The 22,417-nt window shown below is 69.0% G+C and carries 20 protein-coding genes and 2 pseudogenes; 8 read left to right on the top strand and 14 right to left on the bottom strand.

The features are described from left to right. The first annotated feature begins 102 nt into the window (after window positions 1-102). Entirely contained in the window at window positions 103-840 is a 738-nt protein-coding gene (locus tag IEZ11_RS26560) for an ABC transporter ATP-binding protein (RefSeq protein ID WP_189265385.1), read from the top strand. Then, window positions 834-3,290: an FtsX-like permease family protein gene (locus IEZ11_RS26565; RefSeq protein WP_189265386.1), complete on the top strand. Its 2,457-nt coding sequence runs from the start codon at window positions 834-836 to the stop codon at window positions 3,288-3,290. The genes IEZ11_RS26560 and IEZ11_RS26565 overlap by 7 nt, the downstream gene beginning before the upstream one ends. A 366-nt stretch (window positions 3,291-3,656) precedes the next feature. Here IEZ11_RS26565 and IEZ11_RS26570 read toward each other — a convergent pair whose 3' ends face one another. The 3 genes from IEZ11_RS26570 to IEZ11_RS26580 form a co-directional block, all read right to left on the bottom strand. Then, window positions 3,657-4,253 (bottom strand): DinB family protein, encoded by a 597-nt coding sequence (locus tag IEZ11_RS26570; protein WP_229713371.1) that lies wholly within the window; start codon window positions 4,251-4,253, stop codon window positions 3,657-3,659. A gap of 349 nt (window positions 4,254-4,602) precedes the next feature. Further along, the gene (locus IEZ11_RS51100) at window positions 4,603-4,962 is read right to left on the bottom strand and encodes an FAD-dependent oxidoreductase (protein WP_229713372.1); all 360 of its coding nucleotides are present in this window, start codon (window positions 4,960-4,962) and stop codon (window positions 4,603-4,605) included. Window positions 4,963-5,064: 102 nt separating this feature from the next. Next, on the bottom strand, window positions 5,065-5,382 hold the full coding sequence (locus tag IEZ11_RS26580; RefSeq protein ID WP_189265428.1) for an ankyrin repeat domain-containing protein: 318 nt from the start codon (window positions 5,380-5,382) through the stop codon (window positions 5,065-5,067). Window positions 5,383-6,180: 798 nt separating this feature from the next. On the opposite strand from IEZ11_RS26580, the pseudogene IEZ11_RS26585 reads away from it, so the two are divergent. Next, window positions 6,181-6,393, top strand: a pseudogene (locus tag IEZ11_RS26585) (DUF3626 domain-containing protein); the annotation flags it as partial. A gap of 225 nt (window positions 6,394-6,618) precedes the next feature. Here IEZ11_RS26585 and IEZ11_RS26590 read toward each other — a convergent pair. The 3 genes from IEZ11_RS26590 to IEZ11_RS26600 form a co-directional block, all read right to left on the bottom strand. After that, entirely contained in the window at window positions 6,619-7,137 is a 519-nt protein-coding gene (locus IEZ11_RS26590) for a proline dehydrogenase (RefSeq protein WP_189265387.1), read from the bottom strand. A 113-nt stretch (window positions 7,138-7,250) separates the two neighbouring features. Next, the gene (locus tag IEZ11_RS26595) at window positions 7,251-8,099 is read right to left on the bottom strand and encodes a pentapeptide repeat-containing protein (RefSeq protein ID WP_229713373.1); all 849 of its coding nucleotides are present in this window, start codon (window positions 8,097-8,099) and stop codon (window positions 7,251-7,253) included. 730 nt (window positions 8,100-8,829) lie between these two features. Continuing rightward, window positions 8,830-9,189: a hypothetical protein gene (locus IEZ11_RS26600; protein WP_189265389.1), complete on the bottom strand. Its 360-nt coding sequence runs from the start codon at window positions 9,187-9,189 to the stop codon at window positions 8,830-8,832. Window positions 9,190-9,709: 520 nt separating this feature from the next. Between IEZ11_RS26600 and IEZ11_RS26605 the strand changes: the two genes are divergently transcribed. Then, entirely contained in the window at window positions 9,710-10,237 is a 528-nt protein-coding gene (locus IEZ11_RS26605) for a DinB family protein (protein ID WP_189265429.1), read from the top strand. A gap of 395 nt (window positions 10,238-10,632) precedes the next feature. Here IEZ11_RS26605 and IEZ11_RS51105 read toward each other — a convergent pair whose 3' ends face one another. Next, the gene (locus IEZ11_RS51105; RefSeq protein WP_229713374.1) at window positions 10,633-10,950 is read right to left on the bottom strand and encodes a hypothetical protein; all 318 of its coding nucleotides are present in this window, start codon (window positions 10,948-10,950) and stop codon (window positions 10,633-10,635) included. A 551-nt stretch (window positions 10,951-11,501) separates the two neighbouring features. Between IEZ11_RS51105 and IEZ11_RS26620 the strand changes: the two genes are divergently transcribed. Together IEZ11_RS26620 and IEZ11_RS26625 are read left to right on the top strand one after the other, a co-directional pair. Then, on the top strand, window positions 11,502-12,194 hold the full coding sequence (locus IEZ11_RS26620) for a maleylpyruvate isomerase N-terminal domain-containing protein (RefSeq protein WP_229713375.1): 693 nt from the start codon (window positions 11,502-11,504) through the stop codon (window positions 12,192-12,194). A gap of 118 nt (window positions 12,195-12,312) precedes the next feature. Beyond that, window positions 12,313-12,657 carry a hypothetical protein gene (locus tag IEZ11_RS26625; RefSeq protein ID WP_189265390.1) on the top strand — a complete coding sequence of 115 codons (345 nt, stop codon included), beginning with the start codon at window positions 12,313-12,315 and terminating at the stop codon, window positions 12,655-12,657. A 95-nt stretch (window positions 12,658-12,752) separates the two neighbouring features. Here IEZ11_RS26625 and IEZ11_RS26630 read toward each other — a convergent pair whose 3' ends face one another. The 3 genes from IEZ11_RS26630 to IEZ11_RS26640 form a co-directional block, all read right to left on the bottom strand. Continuing rightward, complete coding sequence (locus tag IEZ11_RS26630; RefSeq protein ID WP_189265391.1) at window positions 12,753-13,013, bottom strand: hypothetical protein; 261 nt, start codon at window positions 13,011-13,013, stop codon at window positions 12,753-12,755. 118 nt (window positions 13,014-13,131) lie between these two features. Further along, window positions 13,132-13,464, bottom strand: a complete 333-nt coding sequence (locus IEZ11_RS26635) for a hypothetical protein (protein ID WP_189265392.1) — start codon at window positions 13,462-13,464, stop codon at window positions 13,132-13,134. Beyond that, window positions 13,461-14,447 carry a transposase gene (locus IEZ11_RS26640; RefSeq protein WP_189265393.1) on the bottom strand — a complete coding sequence of 329 codons (987 nt, stop codon included), beginning with the start codon at window positions 14,445-14,447 and terminating at the stop codon, window positions 13,461-13,463. Before IEZ11_RS26640 ends, IEZ11_RS26635 begins: the two co-directional genes overlap by 4 nt. A 205-nt stretch (window positions 14,448-14,652) precedes the next feature. Between IEZ11_RS26640 and IEZ11_RS26645 the strand changes: the two genes are divergently transcribed. Together IEZ11_RS26645 and IEZ11_RS26650 are read left to right on the top strand one after the other, a co-directional pair. Then, window positions 14,653-15,192: a CbrC family protein gene (locus IEZ11_RS26645; RefSeq protein ID WP_189265394.1), complete on the top strand. Its 540-nt coding sequence runs from the start codon at window positions 14,653-14,655 to the stop codon at window positions 15,190-15,192. Window positions 15,193-15,344: 152 nt separating this feature from the next. Then, a pseudogene (locus IEZ11_RS26650) lies at window positions 15,345-16,794 on the top strand (transposase). Between the two features lie 272 nt (window positions 16,795-17,066). Here IEZ11_RS26650 and IEZ11_RS26655 read toward each other — a convergent pair. The 4 genes from IEZ11_RS26655 to IEZ11_RS26670 form a co-directional block, all read right to left on the bottom strand. After that, the gene (locus tag IEZ11_RS26655) at window positions 17,067-18,029 is read right to left on the bottom strand and encodes a hypothetical protein (protein WP_189265395.1); all 963 of its coding nucleotides are present in this window, start codon (window positions 18,027-18,029) and stop codon (window positions 17,067-17,069) included. Between the two features lie 801 nt (window positions 18,030-18,830). After that, on the bottom strand, window positions 18,831-19,667 hold the full coding sequence (locus IEZ11_RS26660; protein WP_189265396.1) for an ABC transporter permease subunit: 837 nt from the start codon (window positions 19,665-19,667) through the stop codon (window positions 18,831-18,833). Further along, the gene (locus IEZ11_RS26665; RefSeq protein WP_189265397.1) at window positions 19,664-21,262 is read right to left on the bottom strand and encodes an ABC transporter permease subunit; all 1,599 of its coding nucleotides are present in this window, start codon (window positions 21,260-21,262) and stop codon (window positions 19,664-19,666) included. The genes IEZ11_RS26660 and IEZ11_RS26665 overlap by 4 nt, the downstream gene beginning before the upstream one ends. Further along, entirely contained in the window at window positions 21,259-22,206 is a 948-nt protein-coding gene (locus IEZ11_RS26670; RefSeq protein ID WP_189265398.1) for an ABC transporter ATP-binding protein, read from the bottom strand. The genes IEZ11_RS26665 and IEZ11_RS26670 overlap by 4 nt, the downstream gene beginning before the upstream one ends. Between the last annotated feature and the right edge of the window lie 211 nt (window positions 22,207-22,417).

Consider the following 22,417-nt stretch of genomic DNA (forward strand, 5'->3'; position numbering starts at 1 on the left):
CACTACTCCAAGTCTCGTTCAGGCCGTACTGCGTCACGCGGGGCTTCCGCGGTTTCGTGGAGGACCCAACGAGCCGAGGAGCAGGTACTGGTGGGAGAACACATGAACAACGACGCGATCCGATTGCGCTCCGTGACCCAGCGGTACGGAGCGGGCGGGACCTCCGTCACCGCCCTCGACCAGGTGTCGCTCGCCTTCCCGAGGGGGACGTTCACCGCCGTGATGGGCCCGTCCGGGTCCGGCAAGTCGACCCTGCTGCAGTGCGCCGCGGGCCTGGACCGGCCCACGTCGGGCTCGGTCATCGTGGGCGACACGGAGCTGACCACGATGAGCGAGACCAGGCTGACCCTGCTGCGCCGCGAGCGCATCGGCTTTGTGTTCCAGGCGTTCAACCTGCTGCCCTCGCTGACAGCCGAGCAGAACGTGGCCCTGCCGCTGCGGCTGGCCGGCCGCCGCCCGAAGAAGGCCCAGGTGCGAGACGCGCTCCAGCAGGTCGGACTCGGCGACCGGACGCGGCACCGGCCGACGGAGATGTCCGGCGGTGAGCAGCAGCGGGTTGCCCTGGCCCGCGCCCTGATCACCCGTCCCGAAGTGCTGTTCGGCGATGAGCCGACCGGCGCGCTCGACTCTCGGACCGGCCGCGAGGTGCTGACCCTGCTGCGCGGCATGGTGGACCGGGACGGCCAGACGATCATCATGGTCACCCACGATCCTGTCGCCGCCTTCCACGCCGACCGCGTCGTCTTCCTCGTCGACGGCCGTGTCAACGGCGAGCTGACCGGCGCCTCCGCCGAGGACATCGCGTCGCGCATGACCAAGCTCGAGGCGGCGCCGTGCTGAGCACCACGCTGCGCTCCCTGCGCACCCGTTGGGTCACCTTCGTCGGCAGTTTCGTCGCCCTCTCCGTGGGCGTGGCGCTGATCGCCGTCATGGGGCTGGTCCTGGCGTCCTCGCTGGATGCACCTGACCGAGGGCCGGAGCGGTTCGCCGTCGCGCCGGTCGTCGTCAAGGGCCAGGACACCATCGAGGTGCCCACCTCGATCGGCGACCGCACCCAGAAGCTCGCGCAGCCGCGTCCCGTGCCCGCCGACACGATCGCGAAGCTGCGCGACCTCGGAACCGTCGTCGAGGACCGGTCGTTCGCCGTACGGGCCGAGGGCGGGCCCGCCGATCTGGTGGGCCACCCCTGGTCCACCGCAGCCTTCGCACCGTACGAGCTCGACGCGGGACGCGCGCCCGGGGCCGCGGACGAGGTCGTCGTCAGCGGTGACTGGGCCCGTCCGGGAACCCGGGTACGGACCGACAGCGGCACCGTGCGCGTCGTCGGCACCGTGGGCGGGCTCGGCTTCGAGAACGCCGTGTTCTACACCGACGCCGGTGCCGCCGCACTGTCGCCGCGCAGTCTCCAACTCGTGGTCGACGCCGATGCGGCGGCCGTGCGCGAGGCGGTGCGCGGCAGCGAGGGCGTCCAGGTCCTCACCGGGGACGCGCGCCGGTACGCCGACCCCGACCCCGACCGGGACAGCAAGGCCCTCACCGCGATGAACGCCATGTTCGGCACGGCCGGCGGTGTCACCGGGTTCGTGTCGGTGTTCGTGGTGGCCTCGACCTTCGCGTTCGCCGTGGGCCAGCGGCGCCGTGAGTTCGGGCTGCTGCGCACCGCCGGGGCGACCCCGGGCCAGATCCGCCGCATGGTCGTGCACGAAGCGCTCGCGGTCGGTGTGCTCGCCTCGGCCACCGGCTGTGTGCTCGGTTCCCACGGGGCTCCCGAACTCGCCGAGTGGGCGGTCGACGAGAGCCTCGCGCCCCGCTGGTTCACCATCGGCGACTACACCTGGCCCTATCACCTGGCGTTCTGGACGGGCCTGTTGGTGGCCCTGTGCGGTGCGCTGGCCGCGTCCTGGCGGGCCGGACGCACCGGTCCCACCGAGGCACTGCGCGAGGCGTCCGTCGACACCCGACCGATGACATGGGGCCGCTGGCTGTTCGGCGCGGCCCTGCTGATCACCGCCGTCGTGACCCTGAGCCTGGCCCTGGTGACGAACCCGGGCGACCTGCTGCAGCGCAAGACCTACGTGAGCCGACCCATGCTGCTGATCACCGCGGTCGCGCTGCTCGCGCCGGTGCTGGTGCGGCCACTGACCCGCCTGATCGCCTGGCTGCCGGCCCAACTGCCGGGCCCCGGCGCAATGCTGGTGCGGGAGAACGCCGCCACCGCAGTCCGCCGCACCACCGCCGTCGCGGCGCCCGTGCTGGTCACGGTCGCGCTGGCGGGCTCGCTGCTCGGCGCCACCGCCACCCTCAACGAGGCGAAGGCAACCGAAGTGCGCGATCGGACGGCAGCCGACTTCGTGGTCGCCCCGGCGGGCGACGCCGGCTTCGACGAGGCGACGCTGCGGCGGCTTCGGGCCGTGTCCGGCGCCAAGGTCTCGGCGAGCTCGTCGACCGCCGTGTACGTCCTGGAGGACGGCGTGGCGCTCATCAGATCCGATGCCAGGGCCGCCGAGCCGGAACCGCTCGCGGCAACGGCCCGTCTCCCGCTCGCCGCAGGGAAGACGGGCGATCTGGACGACGACTCGATCATCGTCAACGAGGAGTGGGAGAAACACACCGTGGGCGAGCGGGTGGACGTATGGCTCGGTGACGGCACGAGGAAGTCCCTGAAGATCGCCGCGGTCATGGCCATCGGCACCGGCAACAACGGCGTCTACGTCACCCCGCGCAACGCCCCCGCGGCGCCGGTCGACCGGGTCGACGTACGCCTTGCGGCCGGTGCCGACCCGGCCACCGTGGCCGCCGGTCTGCGTCAGGCGGTGCGAGCGTCGGGCGCGGAGGTCCTCACCAAGGACGCCTGGGTGCGTGCGACGCACCCCGAGACCGACCGGACGACCCGGACGGGCTTCTTCCTGGTGCTCGGGATCGCCCTCCTCTACACCGGTATCTCACTGGCCAACACGATGGTCATGGCGACCTCCGACCGGGTACGTGAGCTGGCTGCACTGCGGCTCGTCGGCGCCACCAGGTGGCAGGTCCTACGGCTGGTGGGCGCCGAGGCGCTGATGGTGGTCATGGTCGGCGGACTGCTGGGAGCGCTGGTCGCCGGGCTCAACCTGGTGGGCATGTGGGGCGCGCTGGGCCTGCTCTCGGTGCGGACGTCCGTCGAGATCCCGTGGGCGACGCTCGCGGCGGCCCTGGGCGCCTGCGCGCTGCTTGCCGTGATCTCGGCGGTCGCCTCGGCCGGCCTCTCCCTGCGCCGCAGCGCGTTGGAGCTGGCGAACGTACGCGAGTGACCTCCGCTCCGGCGCCGGCCTGCCCGCATGCGGACCTCGCGGATCACAGACCGAGGAACTCCTCCCGTGAATGGTAGGTGCGCTCTTGACCTGGGGCGCGGGAAAACCTGCGGAGTCCGGCAAGGGTGGCTGTGAACGCCTTCTCTGGCCCACACCAAGACCCAGCAGAGCAGCGGCTCACCTGGGCGATGGTCAGATACGGGACGACCTCGTCTGGTCCAGGCCAGCGAGCTCCGGAGGGTGACGCAGATCAGGCCGGTGCCGTCCACGGTGAGGATGGCACCGGCAGGCGGGCCGGGTCGGCTCATCGGCGGCTCGCGCTGACGGCGATCGCGGGGAGGACGGCGAGAGCGGGGACGCCGCCGGTCAGGGCGAGGACCGGGGAGCAGGCGGCCGCGACGACGAGACCGGAGCTCGGGCCGCCGGGTGGCGCCGGCGATGCAGCCGTCGATGCGCCGGACATGTACGCAGTCGGGATCCGGCGGCAGTACGTGCCCGAGATCGTTGCCGCGCACCTCGCTGATCCACTGGGCATGCTGGTTCTCGTGCTGGTACTCGTGGTTGATGAGCGTCGTGAGCAAGTGAGTTGCGACGATGCTGAGTTGTGCGGGGGGCGCCGACCCGACCTGCGGCGATGTCGCCCGTGCGGGCGTGCACGCGTTCGGCGACGGTGGTGCGGAAGTCCGTGAGTCGCCGGACGGAGGGCAGGGCTCCGCGGAATTTCTCCGGATTCGCCGAGTCCATCAGTCCGTCCAGTTCCGGGTCCGGGCTGGGCCCGGCCGCGGTGAGGTTGCGGATCACGAAGTGGGCGACGTGGGCCTGGCGCCCGAGATGCCAGCCGATGGCGCTGGAATTCTCGTGCGGGCGCCAGGACACCTCGTCGGGAATGAGGTCCATCCACAGGTCGTCGGTGTAGGCACGGGCGCGGTCGTACTCGCGCAGCAGCGCTTCGATCTCATGCATGGCTTCACCTCTTCCGCGTTCAGCGGCTGTCCTGGTCACGGAACGGGGGCGGCCGTGCGGCCAGAGGGCGTGGACAGAACGGCATGCGCCGCTCGCTCGGCGGCGGCCAGAGCGCCCTCGATGTGCCCGGCGTACCGGAAGGCCGCCTCGTAACAGGGAGTTCTCGCGAAGGCGATGCACGACGGGCGCCGAAGAGCTGCGAAAGCCGCGCGGTCAGCGCCTGTTCGATGCCGGGGCCGACGACCTGGGCCGGAGCGAAGCCGAACAACGCGGCGGGCCGCCCGTCAGACCCCGGCATGTCGTGCAACTCCTGCAACGGACCGGTCCTGCTGAACGCCGCCCCGGCGAGCTACTCGCCGCGCCAGAACGCGGTGGAGTAGCGGACGACGACCTTGGCGACCGTCACCATCCACACCGGAGTCCTCCGGGCGAGGCGGGCCAGGTCCGGGGGCGGTTCCGGATCGAATTCGATGTGCGAGAGGGCGAGCGCGGGCGGTACGGCAAGGACGACGTGCTCGGCATGCAGCACCACGCTCGACGCACGGACGTCGAGCGCGCCGATGTCGGCGCCGCAGATCCCGCTCGCCACCACGTCGACCCGCACCTCGTCGTCCCGGGGCGGTCGTGCCTCGACCGGGACGATCCCTCGGGCACCGCCGCCCTCCGCCACCTGTGCGGCCCGGTGAACACGGTTGGCATCCTGAGCCACGAGAATCGCTCCATGAAATGAAAAGGGGCACGACGAAGTCGTTCAGTGCGGCCGCCCGTGCCTACGGCGTCATCGCCTGCACCGTCATCTGCCTGCGCCGCCTCACTCGCTGATGTGCCCCTGCAACAGCTTGGCCGCCAGGTCGTGACCGTAGTCAAGGGCGAGGTCCATGGGTGTTTTCCCGTCCGGGTCTGGGAGTTTCGGGTCGGCACCGAAGGCCAGCAGTACTGCAGCGGTACGCACAGTCAGCGGGTTGCCGCTTTGCAGCGCGCCGTCGCCCTCCATGTCGATGGCGTGCGTCAGGAGCGTCATGTTGTCGCACACCTCATCTGGGTCAACGCCCCGGGCCAACAACTGGGCCAACGTCTCTGCGTCCTCGTCCTCCACTGCTTGATGAGCTGGGGTCCAGGTGTTCTCCATGGCGGCATTCAACCGTTGCCACAGCAGTCCGGCCAGCACATTCCACCGACTCTGACAGCTAATCGAGATGAGTTGTCAGAGCAGCCGAAGCGCGGCATCCGCGGGAGCTTGTCGGCGATGACCCGGTCGCTGATGCGCCGGTGCTGACAGTGCCCGCGTTGCCCTCACGGCTGTCCGAACCGACTTGGGGCCAATGCGCGACCGCGCTGCCCGAGCAGCCGGAGTTCCACCCGAATCATCTGCTCGGCAGGTCACGCCAGTGATCACAGAGCGTCGCAAATCCATGGCGTGCGGTGCGAGGCCACATCGTAGGCCAGGTTGCGGGCTGGTGCCCTTACGGCCTTTGTCGGGGCAGTGGTTGAAGCGCGGGCCATCGGGTGAGCATGGCGCTCTTGATGGCCGCGGCGAGTCTTCCCAGGCCGTTGAGCTCACTGCCGTCAGCGGTCATCTGGCTGACGGTGCCGAGACGGTGGACGAGTCGCTGCCGGGCCGTCGCCGTGCCCCAACTCCAGTCGCGGTTCGGGATCTCGGCCTGGTGGCCAACCGCTTCCCGTTCGGCTCGCTGGACCACAGGTCTGCTGCGCAGGCCGGACGTCGCCTTCAAGGCGACGGGGGACGACTATCCGCACCACGGCTCGGTGGCGCGAGGTCCCGATATTCCGGGTGCCGTGCCGGGAGGCGTTCGTGCACACTGCGCGGATGGGTGATGACGGTTCCTGGTCGCCGCAGGAGAAGGCCCTGCGGCATGTGGCGGCCCCGTCGGTCGGGCGTCCACTCGATTCGCGGATGCGGTTGACGATGAACTTCCATCCCGACCGCCTGGTGGCCGAGCGTCCGATCCTTCGCAGGCTGGCGGAAGACGGCGTCTACCGCTCGCAGTTCGTGACCGGCAACTGCAACGGTGGTCTGACTGCGTATCCGGGTGGGGACCGGTGGCGCTGGGAGAGCCGTATCTTCGATGGTGCCTGTGACTGCGCCGCAGCTGACGAGCGGCCGGTCTACGGCGCGCTGACGCTGTCGCTCGAAGCAAGGCCAGGTTCCCGGGGTACGCCGGGCCGCTACCGAAGAACCGTCCTCGACCTCAGCGGCCGTGTGCGCGCTGAGCGGCCGCCTTTCGCAACAGCTGCAGTACCACCGTCAGGCGGCCACTTGGCCCCGGAAGGTCCTGGAGGCGGCCCACGGCGAGAACCTCGAACTTCGACGCCGTCTGGCCCAGGCCAGGGTGGGTGATCGGTATCAGTTCGTGCTGTCGATGGTGTCGCGTGCGGCGAGGCGGAAGTCCTTGATCGCTTGGTAGAGGGTTCGTTCTCGTTCGGCAGCGAGGGCGGTGTCCTCGGCTTTGCGGGTGGTGTCTCCCGCGCGGGCGTCGTCGGCCATCCGCCGCATGACCTGCGCAAGGTCGCTGGAGGCGTGGGTTACTCGTTGAGCAACGTTGGCCAGGGAAGCCGGACCCTCAAGGATGACGATCTCAGCAGTGCGGTGCACCTCGCGGGCCAGGCCGATGAAGCGGCGGATTTTCTCATCGACGTCGGACAGGTCGGGTTGATCTGAGCGCAGTGCGTCGAGGATGGCATCCATGGCGATGTCGCGGTCATGGAGTGCGCTGAGGTAGTCGGCGCATGCGTCGCGGCGTTGCTGACGGCGCCACTGTTCCTGTTGTGCCTGAGCCTGCACCCGGCCGTTGACGACTGCCGCGCCCAGAGTTGCGAGGGAGCCGACGGCGGCACCCAGAACGGCTGCGAGACCTGCGTCCATGGGCCCAGTCTGCCGTGACATCTCACTCACCAGTGCGCCTGGGCTTGGTGCCCTTCTCATCGTGGGCCAGGTGTGTGCGTCTCGGCGGGCGGGAACCGGGTTCCGGTGATCCACTATTTCGACCAGACCGGCTCGGCTCGCCAAAAGAATGGCGTCTGCTGTGGCGGGGCCTGTCTCGTTAGCGCGGCGGCCGGCAGCAGGTTGTCCGGTTCGGCGCCAGGGTCCGCGGTGACGACCACTCCGGCCGTCCGACCGCCGATCCCGGCCGGCCAGACCGTGAGGTCACTCGCCAGTGCACCCTCCAGTTTCGCCTGCCGCAAGTCTGCGCCGCTGAGGTCGCAGCCTCGGAGGTCGGCCAACCGCAGGTCCGCACCGGCGAACACCGCACCCTGGGCGCGTGCCTTGCGCAGGTTCGCCTCCCGCAGGTCCGCACGCGAGAAGTCCGCCTCCCGCACATCGGCCTTGACCAGGTGCGCGCCGCGCAGATCGGCTTCGATACAGCGGACCTGGTGGAGGATCGAGGTTCCGAGTTCGGCATGCCGCAGATTGGCCGCTATGAGTGACGCCTTGCTCAGGTCGACCTGGTAGACGCTTGCCGCCTCCAGGCACGCGCCGTCAAGGTTGACTCCGGTCAGCCACAGCCCGTCACAGTCGGCTCTTCGCAGGTCGGTGAGGCTGACGTTCAGCCAGTCCGGTCGCGGTTCCCGGCGAAGAACCCCGAGACACGTCAGCGCCGTCTGAGCATCCGCGCCGCGGGTCTCCAAGGGCCGCACCGAATTGATCGACGCCTCCGCCGCCGGAGATCCCGGCTCCCGCGGCGGCCGGGGCAGGTGCGCACGAAGGTACGCCGCCATGATGGAGACGACCGCCTCGTGATCGCGGACGGAATGGTCGGCGATCCGCCACAGTGCGTAGACGCCCCCGATCCGTACATCCAGCCTGCCGCTGCCGAGCTGGTCCACGGCACCGCCGAGCTCGCCGCCGCTCCGGCGCGTCGGGTCTCCTGCGCCGTTTCGCCCACCAGGTCCGGCGGGAGACCGCCAGGACGTAGTCTCAGTTCGTTCTCCGGTGGGAGGACTGGTCGACATCGCGGGTTGAGCCGGGGCAGGCCGAGGACATGACACTGTCCTTGAGGAAGATCAGTCCCATGCGGCTTCTCGGGAGGCGGGCCGGCCGGATCAGCGATTCCGAGTGCTGGATGAGCCGTTCGTAGCCCCGGGCGTGACGGCGTGCGGTCGGCACCCCGGTGATCCCTTCGAACGGACACGGGCCTCTCCCGTCAGGCGACCGGCTCCGACATCACTCAGTCAAGTTCAGGAGCCTGAGTGCTCCCGGCAATCGGTCACGTCGCGGACCACTGAAAGACCGCCTGAATGACGGCCTGAAAGACCGCCGTCCCGGAGTTCGTCCAGGTGCATCGTCTTCCTCGCCCGCGGCCACGTCCAAGCCGGTGATCGCAGCGGTGGTTTCGTTTCGCTGTCATGCCGTACGACGGGGTGCCTGCTGTGGCAGGGGAAGTGCTGGCCCGTCGCCTCCCTCCGTAGCGGTGGGCCAGCACTTCCCGGCAGCCTCCCTCACCGCGGCCGGCACGAGCCCGCATCACGACTTTCGAAAGCTCGGACAGTCATGCCGCCGAGCCCGGTGTGCGGTGCCCGCCGCCGGGTTTGCGGCGTGGGGAGATGGTGGGCCGGATCAGTAAGCGCAGATGGCGTAGACGCTGATGCCTACGCTGCTGTAGGCGTTCTGTCGCCCGAGTGCGATCCAGCCCCGTCCGTCCGAGGTGGGGAAGCTGCCGACGAGGATGGCATCGTTGCCCTGGGCTTCGGCTCCTCCGCCGATGACGTGCTTGCCGGTCGGGCAGAAGACGGTCCTTCGCTGGAAGTTCGGGACGTTGGCGTTGGGGAGGGTGACGATCTGATAGCCGTCGATGACGCGGGTGTGTGCGGGTTTGGTGGCGGGGGCGTGCTCGGGGGCTGCCTGGGCGGCCCAGCCGGCACCGGCGGCGAGGGTGAGCGCCAGTGCGCCGGCGGTGAGGGCCGTCTTTGCTCGCATGTGTCTCCTCATGGTCGTGCGGGGCGCGTGGTTGGCATCCCGTCACTGGCACAACGGTGTCGGGCGGGGGAGACGCGGACCGGGCTATTGCTGGTCAAACACCCTGATCGGGGGAGGTGGGTGTGCGGGCGTGTGAAGGGCGCAGGTTCTGGGCACGGGCTACCGCAGTGTCGGCAAAGGCCGCGATACCGGCTGCCGGACAGTCCTGCTGACGAGCCTGCTGCTCTCCCGGGCCAGGACACCGGGCCCTGAGCCGGCCGGCTCGCAGGCGCCTGCTGTGCTGCCCGTTCCCTGCCCGGCACACACGTCGGACCCGGAAGCCTTCGTGGACCAGGAGGCGGTCCCCAAGCACCTGACCCGTGATCAGTTCCTGGCCTGGTGCTCCCGCGCCTCCCGCGACCACCAGGTCGTGTTCGACCACATCGACCGGTACGGCGTGACGTCGGCACAGCACCTGCTCATCAAGGACTTCGTCGCGAAGGTGGCCGTGGGCGAGGGCGGTTGCTGCCATGGTGTGCCGATGAACACGACACCGGACGGACGGCCCATCCCACCCGCACATGCTGACGAGCGCGCCATGCTGGAGGCATGGCTGGACTTTCACCGTGCAACTCTTGCCCTGAAGTGTTCGGGCCTCAAGGATGATCAATTACGGCTTGCCGCGGTGTCACCCTCGTCGATGACGCTGCTCGGGCTCGTTCAGCACGTGGCTGAGGTGGAACGCAACTGGTTTCAGCGTGTATTCGCAGGTCAGGATGTGCCGCCAGTCTTCGGGGAGAGCAACGTCGACGGCTATGCGCTCCGGCCGGACCGGGGGCTCGACGAGGCGACGGCTGCCTGGCAGTCCGAGGTCGCCCGAGGCCGTGAGCTGATCGCTGACGCGTCGCTGGACGATTCCGGTCGCCTGTCCGAACAGGAGGCGGGTTTCTTGGGCGATCAGGGGGTCTCCCTGCGCTGGATCATGCTGCACATGGTCGAGGAATACGCGCGTCACAACGGTCATGCTGATCTCATTCGCGAGCAGATCGACGGTGTCACCGGCGCATGAGACGTGCTTGTGCGGTCCCAAGTACCGCGCAAGCACCCCGCTCCCGCTCTCAGCCGGCGACGGCGCCCGCTCGGCCAGAGCCTCGCCGGCACCCGGGCGCGGGCTGAATCACCGCCAAGGTCAGCTGACCGCTGTGCTTCAGCTTGATGGTTCTCCACCCCAGAGCAGTGGGCCATCAAGCAATGTTCCGGGGATGTTCGTCGGGGGCATTTCGTCGATGGAACTGCGCAGCCCGACGCCGGAGGGGTCGACCCAGGCGAGCCGTGGCACCGGCTGTAGCAGGGCGTCGTATTGACGAGTGCGGGGGCCGGTGAGAAGGGTGCGGAGTTCGTCGGGGGCGGGGCGGTGACCAGGCACAGCCAGGCCAGGACGGCGCCGATACGGACCTCGGGCGGTCACCTGGGATCCGACCAGAGATCCCGGGCCCACCTGGGAGCGTGGTCATTCTGGTGTTCGCGGGCGAGTTGGGCGACCGCCAGAACCAGGCTCACCCGGACCACCGCATCGTCTTCCTTCGCCAGCCTGCACTGCAGAGCCGAGGAGACGTGTGAAAGGTCGCCGGTCGCCGCCGCCAGGACGTAGGCGGTCACGGAGCGGACCTCGGGGTCGGGGCCGGAGAGAAGAGGGAGCAGAAGGTGCAGGTCGCCCGTGAGGGCCAGCCGGGCGGCCTGGATCGTCCAGTCCACCGGGCACCCCGTGCTGCCCTCGCTCATCAACGGCTCCTCGGCGACATGAAGCAGGCCTTCCCGCGATCCGTCCCCCATGCGCTGACACCGGCCGATCTTGGCGATCAGGCGAAGGGTTCAGGCACGGAGCCAGGGGTACCCGGTCGTTGCGATCCGGAGCAGGAATGGCACCGCCAGCGCCCCTACCGCGATCGTGCCGCCTTGGTGGTGAAGATTCGTCCAGAGCTGCTGCAAGGCCGAGCTGCTGCAAGGCCCTGTCGGCGGCTTCGGCGTCTGCGGTTCCGCAGCGTCGCGAGGAGTCCGGGGATCTCCTCGCCCGGGCCGTAGAAGTGCGGGAACCGCCGCCAAGGGACCTCGTCGTACCTGAACCCGTTCTTGACCTCCCGCAGGATCGCGCCCACGGCCGTCCGCACGGCGCAGTCCGTACCGACCCACCGTTCCGGCCAGCCGAACCAATGGTCGTCGTCCACTGCTTGGCCTCCCAGTCCACCGACAGCATCCGCACTTCGGGAGAGCCTGATGACTGATGATCAAGAGGGTGGTCCCCTTCTGCCGTACTCCGTCGGCACCGTACGACCGTGACGTCATTTCGCGTGAACATCCGCACGCTCAAGATCGCCAACGCCGTCCAAACCGGTGCTCAAACGCTGCTACTTCACGTGAACGAAGGCACCCGTCGCACGAACCGCGAGGAGTTCCGCATGAACCACCAGGATGTCGACGCCGCCGTGGCAGAGATGCTGCGGACACTCAGCCCTCATACCGCCGAGGACTGGACGGTGCCGGCGGGGCCGCTCGAATGGACCTGCTGGCAAACAGCAGCGCACATCGGCCACGACCTGACGGCCTACGCAGGACAGCTGGCAGCACAGCCCACCGACGCCTACCTCCCCTTCGACCTGAACGTCCGCCCCACGGCCTCACCGGCTGCGGTACTCCAGGCCGTCACCGCCTGCGGCGGACTGCTCAGCAGCGCCTTGTCCACAGCCGACCCGACCTTGCGCGCCTGGCACTGGGGTCCGTGCGACCCCGAGGGGTTCGCGGCGATGGGCGTCGCCGAAACCCTGCTGCACACTCACGACATCACGCAGGGGCTGTCCGTGGACTGGCTACCACCAGCACCACTGAGTGCGGCCGTACTCAACCGGCTCTTCCCCGCCGCCCCGCCCGGAGACCCCACCCAGGTACTCCTCTGGTGCACCGGCCGCGGGGACCTCGACGACCTCCCTCGCCAAACCTCCTGGCGGTGGGAACCAGCACGATCGGACTGATCAAGCTGACCCCGGCGAACCGTCCCGGTCACAGCACCAGGCGTTTCGTTCGGGTCACTTGTCGAGGTGGCCCCTCGATGACTTCTGTAACGTGCTGTCAGCCGTGGGATGGGGGGGCGTGGTGAACATCCTGTCCGTGGCCATCGGGGCTGGTTTCGGCCTCACAGGGGCCGTGTTCGGGTGTTGGTTCACTGCGCGCCGACAGGACCGCATGTGGATGCGCGAACAGAAGCTGAAAGCCGGGGTCGGCTTCAACACCGCCGTGGTCCAGCTCATCGACTACCTTCGGCAAACACGGCTCAGCGACGACGACACCGTCGAACTCGCCGCCGATCTCGCGGGTCGGGTCTGGAACTCCCGGCCCAGCGAGGGCAGGGACGTTCGCAGGGCCGAGCACAGGGAAACGGAGGATCTCCTGCGCCGCTTCACCCATCAACTCCGACAGGAGATCGCGCGGACGTAGTCTCGGTCTGTTCTTCGGGGGAGGGAGATCGGTGCAGATATCGACGTGACGCTGCTGCCACCATCAATGTCAGAAGCGGCGGGCCTGTCCTGTGATCATGTGGTTCCGGAGGTGGCTTCCGCCCCCGGAACGGGGTATCCGATCTGTGCCAGATCGTCAGCGAGGTCAACGAGCTCGACGTCAGGATTCAACGCCGATACGACACTCTGAGTGAGAGGCTGCAGCGCATGGATGTGGTGGATGGCCTCGATGTCCGTAGTGACCTCGTAGTACTCCTCCGCGAACTGCTGATAGGCCTCGGGACGACCATCCGCCAAGACATCACATAGCCATTCCGTGCTGCCGCCGTCTTCCACGCTCTCAGCCAGGGCCTCGATGGATCCGGCCCTCAATCCGGAGTCTGCCTGTCCACGTCAGAAGCACACGGTCACCCGCGGTACGGGGAGTTGTTGTCGGTTCCTGTGGATCGCTGGGTTAGGACGCCGGGTTGGCGCCTTCGATGACCTGCCGCCCGGAGGCCAAGGTGGCCGATTTGAGATGCTGAACGCCTTCTCCTCGGAGCGTCACGAAGGCGGTGAGGCCAGTGTCGAGTGCTGCCACTCGATGCCCGTAGATGACGGCCTGCGTCAACGCCAGATCGATCGCTTGGGCTGAACCGCTGAGCCGGTTGAAGCGGGCGCCGCGATGGACCGGTCCCCGCAGGCAGCGCACATTGACAGTGGCCTGTTCCAGGGATGCGACGATGACCCGTTCAATCTGCAGTTCAACGCTGCTACGACGGCTGCCGGGGCTGGGGATCTCGCTCACGCGGCTGTCCCCTCTCGCGCGATCAGGACGCCGTTCTCGAACCGGGCGCCCGCACTGACCAGGGGCACCAGATGAGCTCCGGTGATTGCGCGCCGGCGGGCCTGGGCGGACTCGACGAGCTTGAACACCATCGCGAGGGCCGCGGCCGGGCTGCCGGCACCGCGGGTGACCTTGGTCCGCGACTTGACCGTGGAGAACGTCGACTCGATGGGGTTCGTGGTCCGCAGGTTCGCCTTCGTCGCGCCCGGCTGAGCGGACTTCGGAAGGCAGTTCGTGACATTGCGGGCCTTGTGGGCCCAGCACCGCTGATGCCGGGCCGCCGGAAACGCCTCGGCCAGCGCCCTCCACAGTCCCATCGCGCCGTCGCCGACAACCAGTTCGGGGTCACCCATGCGGCGCCGGCGGCAGTCGCGCAGCAGGTCGGCCCACGACTCGGTTGACTCGCTCAGGCCCTCGGCCCACACGTATACATAGTCGGTCTGGGACAACTCGCGGTCCTGGAAGGGAGCGTGGTCGTCGCTCCACTGCCTGGTCAGCCAGGTCACCGTGGCTGGTGACAGGTCGGCCGCGGAGCCGAGGAACTGCTCCAGCGCGGGCCCGGAGTCCCCGGAGGAGAGGCCGTGCTGGTAGAGCAGGGGCAGCACCTCGGAGACCTTCGGCGACTTGCGGCACCACCGCGGCAGGATCCTTGAAGAGAACCGCTTGCGTTCGCCGGTGGCCCCGTCGACACGACGGTCGTTCACGCGCGGGGCCCGGACCTTGACCGGCCCGGCCGCGGTGACCACGGTCCGTGGTAGGTGGCGGCCGTTGCGAACCACCAGCCGCCGCTCGTGATCGTCAGTTTCAGCCGCCAACTCGGCTATGTACTGGTCGACTTCCGCCTCCAAAGCGGCGGCCAGCATGCGGCGGGCGCCCTCGCGGACGATCTCGTCGATCAAGGAGCCGGACTGGGTGGAACCGTCGTCGGTGACTACGCTGAGCACGGGCGTGCCTTTCCGACCCGCGCTACGAACGCGAGCCTACTCGGTGACCATCAAAGGATCATTCGGGAAGGTACGCCTTCCGCGTGCTCTTCTGGAACCGATCCACAAGTCCCGAGCATTGGTCCAAGATGATGCCAGTCACCGCGGCCACTCGCCGCTGTCCCCGAGTTTCGCCGACAGGAGCCGATTGCTGCGGTTATGGGCTGTGACTGAGCTGCTCCCTGAATTCCCGTACCACCCCGACCCCGTCGCCACGGGCGTGATCGTGCCTTCTGGCACGGTCTGCATCTGCTGTGGGCGGGAGCGCGGGTATGTCTACAAGGGCCCGGTCTACGCGGCCGACGAACTTGCGTATCGGCTGTGCCCGTGGTGCATCGCGGACGGCGGCGCCGCCGAGCGGTTCGACGCCCACTTCACGGCCGGAACATGCCTGGGCGATGACGTGGCCCTGGAGGTCTTCGCAGCGGTCGACCAGCGCACTCCGGGCTTCACCGCGTGGCAGGAACCCCAGTGGTTCTTCCACTGCGCCGACGGCGCCGCGTTCCTGGGCCCGGTTGGGTCCGCCGAACTCGCGGTTTATCCGGAAGTACTGGAGATGTTGCGGCGGGAGGCGAACGGCTGGGGCTGGCCGTCGGAGCAGGTTGAGTATTTCCTCGCCTCGCTGGACAAGGACGGTGAGGCGACGGCATATCTCTTCCGGTGCCGAGTCTGCGCAGCCCACCTCGCATACACCGACTTCGCATAGGCCTTGCAGCCGGGTCGAACGACCTCCCGAGGGGTTTCACCCACCGGGAAGTTCGGTGTGCGCGGACAGCGGTCTTGGCTTGATCCTGAGTGATGTTCAGAGCAGGCTGCCCACCAAATCCATCGGACCCAGGACCGCCAGGGGAGATTCTGCTGTATCACGATGCCCGGGACGAGGCGTTCGACATCACGTCCCACTTCCAGGAAGACCGCTACACATACCTGACCCGGCGCGGTGACACCCTGTTCGAGCTGTGCGACGCGATGCTCCGTGAGGACGGCCCGGTGACCTCGCTGGCCGGTCTGACGCTGCTGGCCGAGCACCGGCGTGGGCACGGCGCGTTGTACGACGCGCTCAATCAGGGCGTATCGACGTGGTCAGGCTGCGCACGGCCGTGTCGATGCTTGCAGCAGCCCAAGGCCGTCGGCGGGCGCCTGGTCCCGGACGTCGATGTCTCCGCGTGGCCGCGGCCGGATGCGCTGACCAGAGCAGACCAGACCAGAAAATACCGGACCGGACCGGACCAGACGAGACCAGACCGCCTGTCCTGTCACGTCTGCGGACGCTCGGGACGCTCGGGACGCTCCAGCGACCAGTTCATCCCCGGCTGGCCGTACTTCTTCGTCGCCATGCTGGAGACGGGGCGGACGTCGTGGTGTCAGCTGCTGGACGCGGTCCGGCTCGGCTCCTACGACGACCTTGCCGAAGTCACCGCGGCTCAGGTCCGCCGCGTGGTAACCGACCTGATCGACCAAGGCCCGTCGGAGGCGGGTACCGACGACATCCTGGTCGTATGCGATGCCGGCTACGACGCCCCGAGCATGGATCATTTCCTGGAATGCCTTCCCATCGAGATCCTCGGCAGGATGCGCTCGGACCGGGTGATGCGACGGCCGGTACTCGCGCTCGGGGAGTATGCGCTGTCCTATCCCCAGGTTGGGTGACCGCCGAAGCACGGCCAGGAGTTCCGCTGTGCCGGGCCCGATACCTGGGGCGAGCCCGACGCGGAGACGGTGCAGGTCACCGACCGCTACGGCACCGCCCAGGCGATGGCCTGGGACCGCATCCACCTCAGGCTCCCCGCCCGCGGCACGCGGATCGACCACGAAAGCGAACTCCCCGTCATCGAGGACACCCTGATCCGCCTGGCGGTGGATCGTCTACCCGGTAGAGGTCCCCGACTGCCCGACTGCCCGTCTGGCTGTGGACCTCCCATACCGGCATGACCAGCAAGGACGTCGACCTGCGCCGGCAAGCGTTCCTGCGGCACTTCGATCTTGAACAGCCTCTCGACTCGAAAGGCAGGCGCTCGGCTGGACCCGCCCCAGACTCCGCAGCCCCGAGGCCGCGGACCGGCGGACGTGGCTCGTGATCGCGGCACATACCCAACTCCGGCTCATTCCGGCCTGTGTACCCAAGCCCTCAACTCCCGGCCCGGGGCGCCCACTCGGCTCGAAGAACCGGCGGCCTGCCACCAGTTACGACGTGGGCAAGACGACCGGACGTCCTGAAGCGTCGCTGAACGCAATCAGGGCAAAGCTCACAAGCCGTGAAAGAACAAACCGAAGGAAGGCCGCAAGACACGCAACCCCATATGCGTGACGTCGATTGCCAGGGCGGCCAGCGTGTCCATCGGCTTCATCTGCCAGCGCCCTGTCCTGCGCCCACAGGTTGAGGCCCTTCGCGGTGCGCGAGGCGATTCCGTCGCCGAAGACGGGCACCCATGCGGCACCGAGGCAGCCACCGGTGCCCTGGTTCGCCGCCTCACTCGGCAACTCGCCACCGAGTGCCGCAACACATCGCCCGGGTGAAAGACGTCCTCGCCGCGGCCCACTGTGAGCTTCTCGAACTCCGAGGACAGCTCCGGAGCGGATTCATTGGTCAGCCAGGAAGTCGTTCTCGACGGCGGGGGTGATGCGGGTGAGCCAGTACTCGGCTTCGTCCTGTCCCAGGACCCGATCAAGGCTGAGGGTGGGGACCATATTCTGGAAGATCCGGCCGACGCCCATGCCATAGTCCGCGTTCGGTGGGTGCAGTACCAGCACGCGGGTGCCTTCGAGCGGCTTGATGTCGGCGGGTACCCCTTCCGGAGAGACATAGGCGCCATGGCCGTCGAAAAGGCGGAAGCGACGGAGCGCCGGGTTGTCGGGGCCCAGGTGCGGGTCGGCGTCCGTCGCTGCCTCGACCCACGAGCGGTCGGGGCGGACCCCCGGAACCATGCCTTGGTCGGAGTCGCCGATGAGCCGGTCCGCGAGCAGGGTATGCAGCTGAAAGTTGTCCCCGACACCACTCATCGTGAGGACATACCCCCTACAGGCACGGGGGTTGAGGACGACCAGAGGCTCGTCGTCCAGGACGGCAGCCAATTTTCCGACCCAGTCAGCGCGCTGCGACCGGTCGGCGACCGCTGCTGCGTACTCCCGCAGTTCGGTCTTGACCTCAGTGGGCAGCACCGCACGGAAAGGACCGTGCCCCAAGACGGTGATCAGCGCCTTGAGCCAGTCCTCCATGTCGAACCAGGACATGGCGATCCGGGTCAGGTCCTCCTCGTCCGGGCGCCCTTCCGGCCTGGCCAGGGTGACGAGAGCCTGCACCAGCTGCTTCGTGCTGGTGCTCACCGGCTCCGGCAGCGGCCGTCCTGGAGCCGCTTCGGCCCAGCACCCCGGGACCAGATCGTTGAGCATCATCGCCTCCGCGGCGCGCCGTGGCAGCACGTTGGCCAGCGCCAAGGGTGAACCGCCCCATTCGACGCACGCGCCCGCCAGGACGGCCGTCTTGGCGAAGTCGCCCGCCAAACCCGGCAGCCACGGCGCAAGAGCTTCGACCGCGGCGGTCAAACTCGCGGAGCCTCCCGCACGCGCGGTGTCCCCCAATCGCGACATAGCCCGCTGGTAGCCGGAAGCCGAACCAGACCTCATCTGCGCGACAAGCTCGTCAACGAGCTGGGGTATCTCCGAAGGCACGGCGGCACGCTAGCAGGGCCACGCCCCCCGCTTCACGGCTGGTGCCCGAGCTAGGAACTCCGGGGTCAGCGGAGCGCCGAGCGATTGTCAGCGACACGCTGCTGACGCTGTCAACAGGAGATACGACTCGATGTAGGGCCAAGACTCCGGAAAGCAGATGATCAGTCTGCAGTTCGGGGGCGATCCGAACGAGGCTCGGGGGTGAACAACCTGACGGACTGGGCGACCGCGCTCAGCCGTCTCGGTCTTGGCTGTCCATCCGGACCGGCGTCCCGCCGACGACCAGCTGGTCCCGTAGGCCGGAGCGGGGATGCGAATGCCGTGCGCCGGGGGTGGCGGTGTGGGGGCGTGACGAGAGGCCGGGCCTGCCGCATTCCTCCGAGCGGCAGGCCCGGTCCTGTGCGGTCAGCGGGCGAGGGCGAGGGCGAGGGCGACGGTGATGGGCTGGGGCGTTGAGTGTGGCGTTGTCGTGGGCGTGGGCGTGGGCGTTGAGTTGTTCTGTCGGTTCCGGGTCGACACCGTGTTGTGGGTGTTGGTGGTGTTTTTGGTCTCGGTGGGTGTCCGGTACGGCGGGGCGGCTGGGGGTGTTTGCCTGCGGGCTTGCTGGCTGAGCCTTGTGGTTGGTCGGTGTGCTCGAAGTCGCGGTCGGCCGTGGCGGTGGTCGGTTTGGTTCGGTTAGGTGTCGCGTGCGTGCAGCAGCAGGCTGCCGGTCATGAGTGCGGTTGCGGCCCAGGTGGCGAGGACGCCCAGTCCGGCCCAGGGGCCGATGGGCCGCTCGCGCAGATGGACGGTGGCCTGGACCGCGAGTCCGGCGGTCATGGGGGAGATCTGTTGGAGGCGGTGTTGCCAATGGGGGTTGTTGACGACTTGGGTGAGGATGGGGAACAGGTAGAGCAGTCCGAGGACGGTTGCGATGGCGCTTGCTGCGTCCCGGACGGCTGTTGCTGTGCCGAGGGCGAGCAGGGCGATCAGGGCGAGGTAGAGGACCGAGCCGGCGGCCGCGCGCAGGGTTGGGCCGTCGGCCAGGGTGAGCGGGGCGTAGCCGTGCGCGGCGGTGAATCCGTTGCCGGGCAGGACGCAGCGGCCGGCGAGGAGGGAGGCCAGGACGGCAGCCGTTCCGGAGGCGAGGACGACTGTGGTGAGGACGGTCGCCTTGGCGGCAAGGACGGTGAGCCGGTTCGGCACGGCTGTGAGCGTGGTGCGGATCATCCCGGTGCCGTACTCGTTACTGATGGCCAGCACCGCGAGGACGGCGATGACCGCCTGTCCGACGGTGATGCCGGTCAGCGCGAGCTTGACGGGGTCCTGGCCGCACCCTGTGTCCGGGCACTTCACGGCCTTGGCGGTGCCGCAGCCGACGGCCACGGTCAGTGTGATGGTCAGCAGGAGCAGCCTGCCTGTGTCCCCTGCGGTGCGCAGCTTCGTCCACTCGGCGTGCAGGGTGTGGGTGAAGGTCACGTGCCACGCGCCGTTCGCCGTGTCCGCCAGTCGCGTACTGCCCAGGGGGTTCATACGTCCCTCCTGCGCAGCCGCACCACGGCCAGGCCGAAGGCGATTGCGGCGTATCCGCCCAGCACGGCGAGGCCGGCCCAGGGCGCCAGTGGGTAGTAGCCGGTCGAGGGTTCGTACACGCTGAGGACCTGGGCGTACTGGGGCAGGGTCTGTTGGACGGCGAAGCCCGCGGCCGGGGTCACCCGCAGCAGCCACTGGGAGACGCCCGGGGGCAGCACACCGGAGGTGGCGAGCAGGAAGGGCAGCACGATCGATGCGATGACCAGGGTGATTGCCGTGCCGCTGCGCCGTAGCAGGGTGCCGACGGCGAGAGCGAGTACGGCGGCGGCTGCGCAGAGCAGGCCGGTGCCGGCCATGACGCGTGCCTCGGTCGCGGAGGTGACGGGGAGGATGCGGAAGCCTCTGCCGCGCGTGCTGTGTTCCCCGAGGGCAAGGGTGATCGCGGCGGCTATCAGGCCGGTGACGGACGCGATGCCCCCGGCCACCAGTGCCTTGGCGCCAAGTACCCGGCCCCGCAGGGGAGTTGCGGTCATGGTCGTGCGCAACAGGCCGTGGCGGTACTCGCCGGTGATGAAGACCGTGCTCACGGCGGCCAGCACGATGAGCCCGGCGAAGGTGCCGACGAGGAAGTTCTCGACGGTGAAGCCGGCGCCCATGACGGGTCCGCCGACGACCGGTGCGATGTCGCCGGCTCCGGTCACGGTGTACCCGCCGCCGCTGGTTGGGGTGAAGTCGCCCTTGGTGGTGTTCGTGTAGCTGCCGGAGGTGCCTGCGTCGCCGCTGACCTGGGTGCCGCGCCAGGCGCTCTGGGACCAGTTGCCGGTGAGGGCGGGGCGGCCGAAGGTGCCGGTGGCGACGGCAGGGCTGAAGCCTGTGCCTGTCGCGGTGTTCTGCTTGGCCTCCGGTGAGGTGGCGAAGAGCCCGGCCTGCACGGTGCGTGCGAGTCCGGGCAGCTTCGCATGGCCGGCCTTGGTCCAGTGGGAGCCGTCGGTGGAGGTGTAGCCGGTGAGGCTGTCGCCGGAGCGGACCAGGCGCAGCTGGCGCGGGTACTCCGGGGCGGCCTTGCTTAAAGGACCCGCTGTGTCGTGCGTGTAGTTGTACTGCATGCGCACGCCGTGGCCGCCGGTCGCCATGACCGCCGCGTACGGGGATCCCTGGGTGAGGCCTTCCTTCACGATGATCCCGGCCTTCGCCCAGGGCTGGGCGCTCCGGGCCGTTCTGCCGGTGCCGGTGCCGGTTCCGGTGTCTGTGTCGGTTCCGGTGTCGGTGTCGGCCGTACCGGTCAGCGACTGCAGGGCAACGGTGAGGGTGCCGTCGCCGGTGAGCGTCCGGTGGACGAAGTAGAAGCTGTCGTTGACGGCCTCGCCGCCGGGGCCCTTCGGGTACGCGGCCGAGTGGGCGCCGCGACCGCCGGGGGCGGGGGCGGCGGTGCCGAGCAGGCCGACCACGATGGTCACCAGGAGCGCCCCCGCCGTGGCGAGGACCCAGCCCCGTACGGTACGGAACTTCGTCCACTCGGCGTGCAGCGTCCTGGGGAACCCGTCTCGCTCAGCGGGCCTGGTGGCCGGGGGACGAGAGGTAGGGGCGGTGGTCATCGGGTGGCCTCCGGTGCCGGGATGCCCCGGTACTGGACCGTGTCCCGGGTGAGTTCCAGGTATGCCTCTTCGAGGGTCGCCCGGTGCGTGGAGACCTGGGAGAACGGCACCCCGTTGCGGGCGAGCAGGGCCACGGTCTCCGCGTCGGGCAGGCCCGTGATGGTGAGGGTGTCGGGGCCGGTGGCGACGGTGATGGCGCCCGCGCCGTGCAGGACCTGGGCGGCGCGCGCGGGGGCGGAGGTACGCAGGGTGACCCGGCCGCCGGACGCCTCGGCGAGCAGCTGGGACACGCTGGTGTCCGCGATGACCCGGCCGTGGCCGATCACGACGAGATGGTCCGCGGTGTCCTCGAGCTCGCTCATCAGGTGGCTGGAGACCAGGACGGCGCGGCCCTGCCGGGCCAGCTCCGCCAAAAGGCCGCGCATCCACACGATGCCGTCGGGGTCGAGGCCGTTGAAGGGCTCGTCCAGCATGACGACCGGCGGGTCACCGAGCAGCGCGGCCGCGATCCCCAGGCGCTGGCGCATGCCGAGTGAGAAGCCACCGGCCCTGCGGCGGGCCGCTGTGCCCAGGCCGGCCTGCTCGATGACCTCGTCGACCCGCCGGGCCGGCAGGCCCTGTGAGTGGGCCAGCCACAGCAGGTGGTGGCGGGCGGTGCGGCTCGGCTGCAGTGCGGAGGCGTCGAGCAGTGCTCCCAGATGCCGAAGCGGGCGACGCAGGGTGCGGTACGGTACCCCGCCGACCAGGGCTTTTCCTTCCTCGGCCGTGTCGAGGCCCAGGATCACGCGCATGGTGGTGGACTTGCCCGCGCCGTTGGGGCCGACGAAGCCGGTCACCCGTCCGGGCCGCACGGTGAACGTCATCCCGTCCAGAGCCGGCTGCGGCCCGAAGCGTTTGCGCAGACCGATGACCTCGATCGTCGCCTTCGTACTCTCATGGCTCATGGGCCCCACCCTGTGACCGGGCGGGTTACATGGGCCGAACGGCCGCTGTCATCCCGCTGTTAGGTGTCTCGGCTTAGCCTGGCCCGGTAGGTGTTGCGGTGCGGTGACGGGAGGGGAGTATGCGGATGACATGGGGTCCGCCCCGAGGGTTCTTGGGCCTGATGGCTCGGTTCGGCCTGCGCCGTGGCACTGCCCGTACACGCTTCACCGT

The sequence above is a fragment of the Streptomyces fuscichromogenes genome, from assembly GCF_014645815.1.
Taxonomy (GTDB): Bacteria; Actinomycetota; Actinomycetes; order Streptomycetales; family Streptomycetaceae; genus Streptomyces; species Streptomyces fuscichromogenes.

Bases quoted from the DNA above. Each gene is read 5' to 3' on its own strand.
- IEZ11_RS26600 (WP_189265389.1), bottom strand. From the start codon at position 9,189: ATGCGAGCAAAGACGGCCCTCACCGCCGGCGCACTGGCGCTCACCCTC.
- IEZ11_RS26665 (WP_189265397.1), bottom strand. From the start codon at position 21,262: ATGACCACCGCCCCTACCTCTCGTCCCCCGGCCACCAGGCCCGCTGAG.
- IEZ11_RS26590 (WP_189265387.1), bottom strand. From the start codon at position 7,137: ATGGACGCAGGTCTCGCAGCCGTTCTGGGTGCCGCCGTCGGCTCCCTC.
- IEZ11_RS51105 (WP_229713374.1), bottom strand. From the start codon at position 10,950: ATGAGCGAGGGCAGCACGGGGTGCCCGGTGGACTGGACGATCCAGGCC.
- IEZ11_RS26580 (WP_189265428.1), bottom strand. From the start codon at position 5,382: ATGGAGAACACCTGGACCCCAGCTCATCAAGCAGTGGAGGACGAGGAC.
- IEZ11_RS26670 (WP_189265398.1), bottom strand. From the start codon at position 22,206: ATGAGCCATGAGAGTACGAAGGCGACGATCGAGGTCATCGGTCTGCGC.
- IEZ11_RS26605 (WP_189265429.1), top strand. From the start codon at position 9,710: ATGAACACGACACCGGACGGACGGCCCATCCCACCCGCACATGCTGAC.
- IEZ11_RS26660 (WP_189265396.1), bottom strand. From the start codon at position 19,667: ATGAACCCCCTGGGCAGTACGCGACTGGCGGACACGGCGAACGGCGCG.
- IEZ11_RS26570 (WP_229713371.1), bottom strand. From the start codon at position 4,253: ATGCATGAGATCGAAGCGCTGCTGCGCGAGTACGACCGCGCCCGTGCC.
- IEZ11_RS26560 (WP_189265385.1), top strand. From the start codon at position 103: ATGAACAACGACGCGATCCGATTGCGCTCCGTGACCCAGCGGTACGGA.